The organism is Deltaproteobacteria bacterium, from assembly GCA_011375175.1.
In the GTDB taxonomy this organism is placed as follows: Bacteria; Desulfobacterota; GWC2-55-46; order GWC2-55-46; family DRME01; genus DRME01.
Window position 1 is genome coordinate 1 of sequence record DRME01000002.1, and the last position, 11,955, is coordinate 11,955.

Consider the following 11,955-nt stretch of genomic DNA (forward strand, 5'->3'; position numbering starts at 1 on the left):
AAACTTTTAACGCCCTGCGGTTCCTCCCGATTTTGCAAGCAAAATCGGGAGGAACCGCAGGGAATTAAAAGTCTTTGAAGGGGGTCTGGGGGAAACTTTCTACAGAAAGTTTCCCCCAGGGTAATTAATCGGAGCTTCCTTAACGTGTGGGCCGGGGCGTTGCTTCGGCCGGCAAATCCCTGCGAGGTCTTTTCAGGGCCATGTCCATCATCATAGGCACGGCAGGCCACGTGGATCACGGCAAGACCGCCCTCGTCCGGGCGCTCACGGGCATGGACACGGACCGGCTCGCCGAGGAGAAGCGCCGCGGACTGTCGATAGATATCGGTTTCGCCTGGGCCGACCTGCCGGGGCGCGGCGGGCCGGTGCGGGCCGCCTTCGTCGACGTGCCGGGCCACGAGCGTTTCATAAAGAACATGCTCGCCGGCGTGACGGGCATAGATGTGGTGCTCTTCACCGTGGCGGCCGACGACGGCCCCATGCCGCAGACCAGGGAGCACCTCGACATCGTGGAGCTTCTCGGTGTGAGCCGCGGCGTCTTCGCCGTCACCAAGGCCGACCTCGTCGACGAGGGGCGGGTCGCAGAGGTCAGGGCCGCGGTCGAGGAGCTCACGGCCCCGACGGCCCTGGCGGGCTCGCCGGTCGTCGCCGTGTCGGTCGTCACGGGCCAGGGGATGGGTGAACTCAAGAGGCTTCTCGGCCTGGCCTGTGTCGATGCGCCCCGTCGCGGGACGGCGCCGTTTTTCAGGCTGCCCGTGGATCGCTGCTTCGCGGTCAAGGGTTTCGGTACGGTCGTGACCGGCACGGTCGCCTCGGGCTCCATATCGAAGGGAGGGGAGGCGGCCCTCTATCCCGGCGCAAGGGTTGTGCGCGTGCGGGCCCTGGAGAGCCACGGCAGGGCGGTCGACGAGGTCTCTCCGGGCACGAGGGCGGCGCTCAACATAGGGGGAGTGGCCTTCCGGGAGGTAAGGCGGGGCATGATGCTGGCGGACCGGGCGCTCGCCGAGGCGGTGGAGAGGTCGAGGCGGGGGCGCAGGGGGCTTCGGGTGGACGCGGTGGTGCGCTTTGTCGCGCCGCCGGGACGGACCGGCGGGGGAAGGCGCTTCAAGCTCCACCACTTTACGGGCACGGCCATGGCAGAGCTCGCCCTCGAGGGCGTGAGGGCGGGGCGTGAGGCGGGAGCCGGCCGCTACCGCGCCCGTCTCTACCTCGACGAGCCCCTGTTGCTGCTCCGGGGCGACAGGTTCGTGCTGCGCGATACGTCGGGGCCCGCCACCGCAGGCGGGGGGGTGGTGCTGGCCTCATACTTCTTCAGGGGCCTCATGCCGGCGGCGTCGAGGGTAGACTACGACGGTCTGGAGGGGACGAGGAGCGCGCAGGTGCGCGCCGTGCTCGACAGGTCGGCCTGGGCGCGCGCCGGGGAGCTCGCCCTTACGCTCGGGGTCGGCGCCGGGGAGCTCGCCGGCACCGGCGGGGTCGTCGTCGGGAGGGACGTGGCCATGGTGGAGGAGAGGCTCGGGGCGGTGGAGGCCGCGGTCGTGGAGCGTGTGAGGGCGCACCACGAAGAGCGCGCCGACGAGAAGGGACTGCCCGAGGCCGTGGCGGCGGAGGTCGCCGCCCGCCGCGGAGGCGGCGCGGGCGCGGCGGAGGCGGCCGCAAAGGCCGTCATAGACAGGCTCGTCGCAGCCGGACGGCTCAGGAGGACCGGCGGACTCCTGGCCCTGCCCGGCCACGAGCCGAGGCTTTCGAAGGGGCTCGGTCCCGTGGAGAAGGCCGTGCTCGAGGCCGCAAGGGGGCTCAGGCCCCTGAGGGTCGCGGAGCTCGGGACGTCGCTTCCCTTCGATGCCGCTCAAGTGGAGCGGGTGGTCCGCGCGCTCGTGGAGCGCGGCGAGCTTGTGCGCCTGGCCGACGGTGTCTGCATCGGGAGAGCGGCCCTCGACGAGGCGAAGGGCAAGCTCATAGCCTGCATAGAGGCGAAGGGACGCATAAGGACCGGCGAGTTCAGGGACATCCTGGGATGCGGCCGCAGGCTCGCCATAGAGATTCTGGAGTACTTCGACAGGGAGCGCCTCACGCTCAGGCAGGGCGAGTTCAGGACGCTGCGGTAGGGGCGCCGGGCTTTCGACAGGGTGAACCGATGAACAGGGGCAGGAAGATAAAGCTTACGGCCTGGGCGAGCTGCGCCGGTTGAGCGGCCAAGATAGGGCCCTCGGTCCTGATGCAGGTCCTGCATCGCCTGGAGCACGCAGAGGACGCCAACCTCCTTGTAGGCCTCGACACCGCCGACGACGCGGCCGTCTACAGGCTCACGGACCGGTGCGCCCTCATCTCCACCCTCGACTTCTTTCCTCCCATCGTCGATGATCCGGCCACCTTCGGCGCCGTGGCGGCGGCCAACGCCCTGAGCGACGTCTACGCCATGGGCGGCGAGCCCAGGCTCGCCATGAACATCGTCTGCTTCCCCGCGGCCCTCCCGGTCGAGGTGCTCGGGGCCATCATGGAGGGGAGCTCGCGGAAGCTGCGCGAGGCCGGCGTCCTTCTTGTCGGGGGGCACTCGCTCGAAGACAGGGAGGTGAAGTACGGGCTCGCCGTGTCGGGCTTCGTCGACCCGGCGAAGATGAAGACAAACGCCGGGGCGAGGGCCGGGGACGTCCTCGTGCTCACAAAGCCCATAGGCACGGGCGTGGTGACGACGGCCCTCAAGTACGGAGCCCTCGACGACGAGGCGGCCGCCGCGGCCGTGGAGTCGATGACCATGCTCAACAGGGACGCATCGAGGCTCATGGTCGAGCTCGACGCCTCGGCGGCCACCGACGTAACGGGCTTCGGCCTCATAGGCCACGCCGTGGAGATGGCCGAGGCCTCGAAGGTCACGCTGAGCATCGAGGCGTCCAGGGTCCCGCTCTTCCCCCGCGTGCGCGAGCTCGTGGGGCGGAGAAGACTCCGGCCGAGGACGCTGGACGAGAACAGGCGCTTCTTCGGTGAGCGCGTCAGGTTCCGCGACGGCCTGGACCGGGCCCTCGCCGACCTTCTCCATGACCCCCAGACATCCGGCGGCCTCCTCATAGCCGCGCCCCCCGACAGGGCCGCGCAGCTGCTCGGCCGTCTCGGCGCGGCGGGCGTCGGGGCCGCCGTCATTGGAGAGGCGGTCGAGGCCGCGGAGGATGCCGCGGTCATTGTGGAGCCCTGAGTTCCGCTCTGTGACCCCTTGGGCGAACTCAGGCTGATCGGCGGGGAGGAGGCCCTTCACTGCCTTCGGCGCAGCCGGGCGCCGAAGAACCCGTCGATGCCGTGAAGGTCCGGCCTGGTGCCGAGAAAGCCGCTACGGTCCACCACCTCCGCGCAGGCCGGGGGGAGCACCCCGGCGGCGTCCTCGACGGTGAACTCGCTGTTGTCGTCGAGGAAGCGTTCCACCACGTCGGTCGTCTCTTCGGGCTCGAAGGAGCATACGGCGTAGACGAGGACGCCGCCGGGACGGACCCGGCGCGCAAGGTTCGAGATGAGCCGCAACTGGAGTGCGGCGCGGCCGGCGAGGTCTTCCTCCCTTCGTCTGAGCTTTATGTCGGGAGCGCGGCGCAGCACGCCGAGGCCCGTGCAGGGTGCGTCGACGAGCACGCAGTCGAACTCCTCCGTGCCGCCGGGAAGCTCGATGTCTCCCGCAGCGTCGGCGCAGACCGTGACGATGTTTTCGAGCGATAAGAGGCGGGCCGCCTCCCTCACGGCTTCGAGCCTGCTTTCGCTTGTGTCCACGGCCACGACCGTGCCGGTGCCGTCCATGAGCTGCGCAAGGTGGGTCGTCTTTCCGCCGGGCGCGGCGCAGCCGTCGAGGACGAGCCCGCCGGGGGGAGGGGCCGCAAGGAGGGCGACAAGCTGCGAGGCCTCGTCCTGCATGTAGTAGCGGCGCTCGCGCGGCGCAAGCGCTGCGGGGCCGCCGCTTACGATGAGCGCCTGGGGAGAGAACCTTCCCTCCTCCACGGCGTACCCCATGGCCGTGAGTTCCCGGGCGAGGGCCTCCCGCGTCGTCACCATCGTGTTTACGCGGATGGTGCGCGGCGGGTGCGCAAGACCGGCCTGGCAGAGCCTCATGGCCGCGGCTGCGCCGTAGCGGTCGATCCAGCGTCTGACGATCCACCGGGGGTGGGAGAAGACCACCGAGATGTAGCCCACGGGGTCGCGCCTGAGCAGGGGGAAGGCTATGGCGTCTCTCCGGGCGTCGATCTTCCTGAGCACGGCGTTGACGAACCCCCTGGTCCTCGGTCCGTCGTTGCCCACGAGCTCGACCGTCTCCGAGACGGCGGCCCTGGCGGGTATGCCGCTGAGAAAGAGGAGCTGGTAGACGCCGAGCCGCAGGGCGTTGAGCACGCGGTGCTCGAGTCTTGCGGTCCTTATGCGCGAGAAGGCGTTGATTATCCAGTCGATCTTTATCTGCCAGCGCAGTACGCCGTAGACGAGCTCCGTTGCGAGGGCGCGGTCGGCGTCGGAGAGTCCGGCCATCTCGGCTTCGAGCGCCCTGTCGGCGTAGGCGCCGCCGGCCTCCACGCGGACCAGGGCCCTGAGAGCCGCCTTCCTTGCGCTGTGTTCCACCGGGCTGCGCACGGCCTACTTGAGAAGAATGACGCCGCCCACCACCAGGGCCGCGCCCGCGGCCTTCTGGAAGGTGAGCGACTCGCCGAGAAAGAGGACCGATACGACGAGCGCCACCAGGGGGTAGGTGGCCGCGATGGATACGACCACCGACGCCTCGCCCGCCTTGAGCGCCGTGTAGAGCGTCAACTGGCCGAGAAAACCCGCCAGAAGCCCTCCCGCCGTCACCAGCAGCGCGCTCCGCGGATCGACCTGCGCAAGCTCGTTCCACCGGCCCATGAAGAGGAGCCCGGCCAGGCTCGTTATGGTAATCGGTATGGTCCTGATGACAACGCCCACGTATGGGTCGAGCCTTCCCGCCAGGCCGGCCTTCTCCACGGCCGGGGCCATCCCCCATATGACGGCCGTCAGCAGGGCGAAGACAAAGGCCTTTTCATGCATGGTCCCGCTCCTTTCCCTTTTAGGGGGGAACCTTCTGAGGAGGGTTCCCCCCTTGAGGGGTTCCCCCGGTCCCCTCCAGTAACCTTCAACGCCTCTCGCGGCGCGCCCTTGCCCCTGCAGCGGCGCCGACTCTCTCATCCTCCACACTGTCCATGCGGCATCGCGGAGCCCCGTAAGGGGCCTCTGGGCGGCGTTGCGGGGCGCCGCTCACTCGCCGAGGACCTCGCGCAGATACAGGCCCGTCACGGTGCCGTCGCTTGCGGCCACCTCCTCGGGCGTGCCGGAGGCGACGATCTCCCCGCCGCGCTCTCCGCCGCCGGGCCCGAGGTCCACCACGTGGTCGGCCGTCTTTATGCAGTCCAGGTTGTGCTCCACCACGAGGACCGTGTTGCCCGAGTCGACGAGCCTGCCGAGAACCCTCATGAGCTTTTTGATGTCGTCCATGTGAAGGCCGGTCGTCGGCTCGTCGAGGATATAGAGGGTCTGCGCGGCGGTGGAGCCGGCCAGTTCCCTGGCCACCTTGAGCCTCTGGGCCTCGCCGCCGGAGAGCGTGGTGGCCGACTGTCCGAGCCTGAGATAGCCGAGCCCCACGTCTTTCATGACGGCGATCTTCCTCTGCAGGCCAGTCAGGTCCCTGAAGAATGGGAGCGCCTCGTCGAAGGTCATGTTGAGCACGTCGTAGATGTTCCGGCGGCGGTATCGGATGTCGAGTATGCGGGGCTTGTAGCGGCGGCCCGAGCAGCTTGCGCACCTGATGTAGACGTCGGGCAGGAAGTACATCTCGAGCTTCTCAACGCCCTCGCCCCTGCATGTCTCGCAGCGGCCGCCGGGCACGTTGAAGGAGAAGTGGGCGGCCGGCGCCCCGGCCGCGGCCGCCGCAGGCAGCGAGGCGAAGAAGTGGCGTATGTCGTCGAAACCTCCGATGTAGGTTATGGGGTTGCTGCGCGGCGTGCGTCCGATGGGGGACTGGTCTATGAGCTTCACAGCCCCGATGTGCTCTGTGCCCTCGATGGAGTCGAAGGGCAGGGGCGAGGGGGCGCGCAGGCCGAAGCGGCGGGCAAGGGCGTTGTAGAGCGTGTCCATGACCAGCGTGCTCTTGCCCGAGCCCGATACGCCGGTCACGCAGGTGAGCACGCCGAGGGGAAGCTCGAAGTCCACGCCCTTGAGGTTGTTGCCCCTGGCGCCGCGCACCGTGAGCTTGCGGCCTCCGCCCTTTCTGCGCCAGCGCGGCACGTGGATTCGCTCCTCGCCGCGCAGGTAGCGTGACGTGAGCGTCCTGGCGCCGGTGAGAAACGCGTCGGTGGGACCGCTCCACACGATGCGGCCGCCGAGCTCTCCAGCGCCGGGCCCCAGCTCGATTACGTGGTCCGAGCTGCGGAGCACCGCCTGGTCGTGCTCGACGACGACCACCGTGTTGCCGCGGCCGGCGAGGCGCTTTATCTGGGCCACGAGCATGTCGATGTCGCGGCGGTGCAGCCCGATGGAGGGCTCGTCCAGTATGTAGAGGACGCCGGTGAGGGTCGAGGCGAGCTGGTTGGCTATGGCCACCCTCTGGGCCTCGCCGCCGGAGAGGGTGTTGGCCGCCCTGTCGAGCGTCAGGTAGCCGAGCCCTATCTGGCAGAGGAAGTCGAGCTTCACGGCTATCTGCCTGAGCACCTCGCTCGCCACCGCCCGCTCGAACTCGCCGAGCTCGAGCTCCCGGAAGAAGGCCCTTGCCTGCTCGACGGTCATGCGGCAGAGCGACGCTATGTCGAGCCCCCCGACCGTCACGGCGAGCGCGGCTGGCCGCAGCCTCGCCCCCTTGCAGTCCGGACAGGTGAACTGTCCCTTGTAGCGCGATATGAAGACCCTTATGTGGAGCTTGTATTTCTTCGTCTCCAGATGCTCGAAGAAGGCGTTGAGGCCCTCGAAGTGCGGCGTGCCTTCGTAGACGAGCCGCCTCTCCCTCTCGGAGAGCCGGTCGAAGGGTTTGTCGAGGTCTATCGAGTAGCGGGCGGCGTGGCGCCTGAGCTCGTCGTACCACCACCGGTATGAGGGCTTGGTCCACGGCTCTATGGCCCCCTGTGAGAGGCTCAGCGAACGGTCGGGCACGATGCGCTCCTCGTCGTAGCGCAGCACGTTGCCGAAGCCCTTGCACCGGGGGCAGGCCCCGACCGGGTGGTTGAAGGAGAAGAGCAGCGGTGTGGGAGGCTCGATGTCGATGCGGCACTCGGCGCACCGGGGCCGCGACGACAGTCTTTTCACTCCCGCGCCCTCGATGTCCACGACCGCGTCGCCGCCGCCCTCGCTGAAGGCCGCCTCCAGGGCCTCGGCGAGCCTCGTCCTGGCGGCGGCGCCGAGGCGCACCCTGTCGGTCACGACCATCACCTCGTCGCCCTCCGCAAGCCCGGGCTCCCCTTCGGTGAGGTCGTGGACCTCGCCGCCCGCCTTTATCCTTATGTAGCCACGCTCGACGAGACCCGCAAGGGCCGCGGCGTCGGCAGGCCCCTCCAGCATGTAGCCCACCGTGGCCCTGGCGCCCTCGTGGGCCTGCGCGAGCACGGCGGCGGCGCTCGACGGGTCGCAGGGCGGAACCTCGCGGCCGCAGCCGGGGCAGTGCGCCCGGCCGGCGCGGGCGTAGAGCAGGCGCAGGCAGTCGGTGAGCTCCGTTGCCGTGCCCACGGTGGAGCGGCTCGAACGCACCGGGTTTTTCTGCTCCAGGGCGATGGCCGGCCTGATGTTGCGCATGGCGTCGAAGTCGGGCCGGTCCATCCTGTCGAGGAAGAGACGGGTGTAGGTCGACAGGCTCTGGATGAAACGCCAGCGCCCCTCGGCAAAGAGGGTGTCGAAGGCCAGCGAGCTCTTGCCGGAGCCGCTGGGACCGCACACCACCGTTATCCTGTCGTGGGGGATGCGCACCGTCAGGTTCTTCAGGTTGTTCTGGCGCAGTCCCTCCGCCACGAGCTCCGAAACATCGGCGGCCTTGACGGGGGCGAAGGGATACGCCTTGCCCACGGCCTTGCTGCCCATCTATCTCTCCTTTGCTCAGCCCTTCGAGCCTCGTCCGCTCCACTGTCCGTCCGGGGAGACGAGGTTATCGAGCCCGGGTTGAAGGTCTCTTTGTTCGCCCTTCGGGCCGCCTTGGAGTCGATTGTCTCTCCGGGCTTGCCCGTGCTCCGGGCATCGAGGCATTATAACCGATGGGGCCGGTGATTTCCACAGCGGCCTCTTCCCTTCGCAGCGGCGCCGCACGGGTTTTCCTTGACAATGGCGGCCCGGAAAAGTATGATTAATGAGCCTCTCCTGTAAGTGACAGAAAGATCGGTGAGACCATGAAAAAGATAGTATTTATAGAACCCAATCCCCCGGACTTCCATATCTTCTCGAGGATGCCGCTTCCCCGGCTCGGCACGGTGCTGCTCGGCACCAGGCTGCGCGAGGCGGGCTACGAAGTCAAGAGCTACGTTGAGAGCGTGGGAGAGCTCGACCTGGAGGATGTCTTCTCGGCCGACGCCGTGGGCATATCGACCATAACCTCCACGTCCATGCGCTCCTACGAGATCGCCAAGCTGCTGCGCGCCGCGGGCATACCTGTCTTCATGGGAGGCGCCCACGTGACGTACATGCCCGAGGAGGCGCTCCGCTACTGCGACTACGTGCTGCGCGGCGAGTCCGACGACGTGATCGTGGACTTCGTCAGGGCCCTTGAAAGGGGCGGGGGCTTCGAGAAGATACCGGGGCTGTCATTCCGGCGCGACGGCGAGGTGGTCCACAACGAGGGCGTGTCGTTCTGCAAGGACCTCGACACGCTGCCCTGTCCCGACTTCAGCTTCGTCAGCGGCCTCGAGACCCAGGGGCTTAAGAAGCTGGAGATAACGCCCATCATGACCTCGCGGGGCTGTCCCTACGACTGCAGTTTCTGCTCGGTCACCTCCATGTTCGGCCACCGCTACCGCTTCCGCAGCCACGAGATGGTCATCCGGGAGCTCGAAAACCACCGCGAGCAGGAGGGCGACTGGGTCTTCTTCTACGACGACAACTTCGCCGCCCACAGGAAGAGGACCAAGGAGCTGCTCCACAGGATGATAGAAAAGGACCTCACGCCGCTTTGGACCGCACAGGTGAGAGTCGAGGTGGCGCGCGACCAGGAGCTTCTCGACCTCATGCGCCGCTCCAACTGCCATACCGTCTACATCGGGCTCGAGTCGATAAACCCCCGCACGCTCGAGGCCTACAACAAGAAGCAGTCGGTCGAGGACATAGAGAAGTGCATCAGGACGCTCCACGACAACGGCATCCGCGTCCACGGCATGTTCGTCTTCGGCTCCGACGACGACACGGTGGACACCATCGACGAGACCGTCCGTTTCTGCAAGCGAAACGACATCGAGAGCGTCCAGTTCCTCATACTGACGCCTCTGCCCGGCACCAAGTTCTTCTTCGAGATGGAGCGCCAGGGTAGGATACTCACCAGGGACTGGGCCCTCTACGACGCCCACCACGTGGTCTTCGAGCCCCGGCTCATGAGCTGCTACGAGCTCCAGAGCGAGATGCTCCGGGCCACCAGGGAGTTCTACTCCCTCTGGCAGATAGCCAAGAGGGCCGTGCGCCTCGACCTCTTCAACGTCTCCATAAAGGCCTACGGACGCAACCTCGTAAGGCAGTGGACAAAGAAGAACCAGTACTTCCTCGACTACACCAAGTCCCTGGCCGACAGGGCCGGCAAGAGGATCGAGCTGGCCGCCAAGCAGACGGCCGAGGACATAAAGGACAAGTTCCGCAAGCTCGAGATGGCCGGCTCTCTCTCCATCCCCAAGACGCACCACATGTCCTGATCGGGACCGGACCCCGGAAAGCGCGATGATACGAACCTTCTTTCTGTCGGTCTGTCTCTTCTGCGTCGCCGCCGCCTGCGAGGCCGCCGGCTCCGCTCCCGTCGCCGCCGCCGGCGACGCGGTGGGGGCCTATCCCGTGAGCGAGGCGCATGTCGATATCCCCTCCCTCGATGAAGCCGCGGTCTCCGTGAGCGACGCGGCGTGGGCCTTCCCGGCGCCGGGGTGGAGCTACGGCGCGGCGTCCCACGGGGAATCCGCCGCAGCGCAGGAGGCCGTCTCCGTGGCCAGGCCCCTCGCCGTCGCGGCAGGGAGCGCCGTCTCCGGCGGCGGCGAAGGCAAGTGGGCCTTCCCCGTGCTCGCCGCTCCGCCGAGGCTCCCTCCGCTCTCCGAGGCGCTCTCCGCGGAGGCCGGCGCCGGGGCGCCGGACGCCTCGCCGGTTCCGGCCGCGGGGCTGCTCTGCTCCGAGCGGAACCACGGCGACGGCGTCTACTTCGACGGGGAGCGGGGCCGGACCGTCATGACCGCCGCGGAGGAGGAGCTCGCCTCGGACGACATCTTCGGCGGCCCCTTCGCCGACAACGATCATCTCGCCTTCTTCGACGACCCCTTCGACGAGTTCTTCTTCCACTACGGCGGGGCCTGCGGCGACGACGCCTCTTCGCTCGTCGTCACCTACGACGTGCCTGTGGTGATGAACAAGCGGGTTGAGAGGTTCATCGAGTACTTCCAGACCCGCGGGCGCAGGGTCTTTGTCCGCTGGCTCGAGCGCGGCGCGCGCTACATGCCCATGATCCGCCGCCTGATCCGCGAGAGCGGCCTGCCCGAGGACCTCTCCTATCTGGCCATGATCGAGAGCGGCTTCAACCCCCGCGCAAGGTCCAGGGCCGGCGCCGTGGGCATGTGGCAGTTCATGAAGTACACGGCAAGGAAGTACGGGCTGCGCGTGGACTGGTGGATAGACGAGAGGCGCGACCCGGAGAAGGCCACGAAGGCGGCCATAAAGTACCTGAGCGACCTCTACGGCATGTTCGGCTCCTGGCACCTCGCAGCGGCGAGCTACAACGCCGGCGAGGGCCGGGTCATGCGGGCCGTGCGCCGCTACAAGAGCAACGACTTCTGGGAGCTCGCCAAGTACCGCAGGGCCCTAAAGCGCGAGACGCGCAACTACATACCGAAGTTCATGGCCGCCATGATCATCGCCAAGGACCCGGCCGCCTACGGCTTCGACGACCCGAGCCGCGGCGAGCCGCTGCGCTACGAGAAGGCGCCTGTGCCCTACGCAACGGACCTGCGGGTCATCGCAAGGGCGGCCGGCACGACGGTCGACGAGATACGGCGCCTCAACCCCGAGCTTCTGCGCTGGTTCACGCCTCCCGACTACCCCGGCTACGAGATAAAGCTGCCCGCCGGGACGGCCGAGACCTTCTCGAGGAACATGAAGAAGATAGCGCCGCCCCAGCGCCTGCGCTTCCACCGCCACAGGATAAGGCCCGGCGAAACGCTCTCGACCATCGCGCGGCGCTATCGCACGGGCGTCCGTCCCATCATGTACCTCAACAACATCAAGAACCCCAGGCGAATCCGCGCCGGCAGGACGCTCGTCGTGCCCGTGCGGGCCCGCCCCGCCGCCCCGGCGCAGAAGACGGTGCGGAGCGCCGGCAGGGGCGGGAGCGGACACGGCGGCGTGGCCAGCGACGGCACCTACACCGTAAGGCGCGGCGATACGCTCTGGGACATAGCCCTCCGTTTCGGCGTGCCGCTCAAGAGGGTGATGAGGCTCAACGGCCTGAGCGCCGACGACCTCATCAGACCGGGGCAGAAACTCGTCATAAGCGAGACGATGATAGCCGACGAAAAGGACGACACGAAGCTGAGGTGACTCTGATAAACGTTTCCCCCGGTCTTGTTTGCCGGAGTCTCCTTGTTCGTTTCGTATAGATAGAGGCGGCGGTTCCCCGGAGGTTCGGGCCGCAAAGGCGTAAAAATACCGCCTGGCGCGGCCCGAACCTCCGGGGAACCGCCGCCTCTATCTATACGAAACGAACAAGGAGACTCCGGCAAACAAGGCCGGGGGAAACGTTTATCAGAGTCACCTCAGCTTCGTGTCGTCCTTTTC

The 11,955-nt window shown here is 67.6% G+C and carries 7 protein-coding genes; 4 read left to right on the top strand and 3 right to left on the bottom strand.

The window, feature by feature from the left end:
* Positions 1–200: 200 nt before the first annotated feature.
* Together selB and selD are read left to right on the top strand one after the other, a co-directional pair.
* The gene (gene selB / locus ENJ37_00030) at positions 201–2,108 is read left to right on the top strand and encodes a selenocysteine-specific translation elongation factor (protein HHL38877.1); all 1,908 of its coding nucleotides are present in this window, start codon (positions 201–203) and stop codon (positions 2,106–2,108) included.
* A 29-nt stretch (positions 2,109–2,137) separates the two neighbouring features.
* A complete protein-coding gene (gene selD / locus ENJ37_00035) occupies positions 2,138–3,190 on the top strand; it encodes a selenide, water dikinase SelD (protein ID HHL38878.1) in 1,053 nt (350 codons plus the stop codon).
* 56 nt (positions 3,191–3,246) lie between these two features.
* Here selD and rsmB read toward each other — a convergent pair whose 3' ends face one another.
* From rsmB to uvrA, 3 genes are all read right to left on the bottom strand, one after another.
* A complete protein-coding gene (gene rsmB / locus ENJ37_00040; protein ID HHL38879.1) occupies positions 3,247–4,596 on the bottom strand; it encodes a 16S rRNA (cytosine(967)-C(5))-methyltransferase RsmB in 1,350 nt (449 codons plus the stop codon).
* Between the two features lie 3 nt (positions 4,597–4,599).
* Positions 4,600–5,163: an EamA family transporter gene (locus ENJ37_00045; protein HHL38880.1), complete on the bottom strand. Its 564-nt coding sequence runs from the start codon at positions 5,161–5,163 to the stop codon at positions 4,600–4,602.
* 69 nt (positions 5,164–5,232) lie between these two features.
* Positions 5,233–8,034, bottom strand: coding sequence for an excinuclease ABC subunit A (uvrA, locus tag ENJ37_00050; GenBank protein HHL38881.1), 2,802 nt, complete (start codon positions 8,032–8,034; stop codon positions 5,233–5,235).
* A 302-nt stretch (positions 8,035–8,336) separates the two neighbouring features.
* On the opposite strand from uvrA, the gene ENJ37_00055 reads away from it, so the two are divergent.
* Positions 8,337–9,839: a B12-binding domain-containing radical SAM protein gene (locus ENJ37_00055; GenBank protein HHL38882.1), complete on the top strand. Its 1,503-nt coding sequence runs from the start codon at positions 8,337–8,339 to the stop codon at positions 9,837–9,839.
* A 25-nt stretch (positions 9,840–9,864) separates the two neighbouring features.
* Complete coding sequence (locus ENJ37_00060; protein ID HHL38883.1) at positions 9,865–11,718, top strand: LysM peptidoglycan-binding domain-containing protein; 1,854 nt, start codon at positions 9,865–9,867, stop codon at positions 11,716–11,718.
* The last annotated feature ends 237 nt before the right edge of the window (positions 11,719–11,955 follow it).

Excerpts from the sequence above, each read along its gene's own strand:
- ENJ37_00045 (HHL38880.1), bottom strand. The coding sequence starts at position 5,163 with ATGAGAGAGTCGGCGCCGCTGCAGGGGCAAGGGCGCGCCGCGAGAGGC.
- ENJ37_00060 (HHL38883.1), top strand. The coding sequence starts at position 9,865 with ATGATACGAACCTTCTTTCTGTCGGTCTGTCTCTTCTGCGTCGCCGCC.
- ENJ37_00055 (HHL38882.1), top strand. The coding sequence starts at position 8,337 with ATGAAAAAGATAGTATTTATAGAACCCAATCCCCCGGACTTCCATATC.
- selB (HHL38877.1), top strand. The coding sequence starts at position 201 with ATGTCCATCATCATAGGCACGGCAGGCCACGTGGATCACGGCAAGACC.
- uvrA (HHL38881.1), bottom strand. The coding sequence starts at position 8,034 with ATGGGCAGCAAGGCCGTGGGCAAGGCGTATCCCTTCGCCCCCGTCAAG.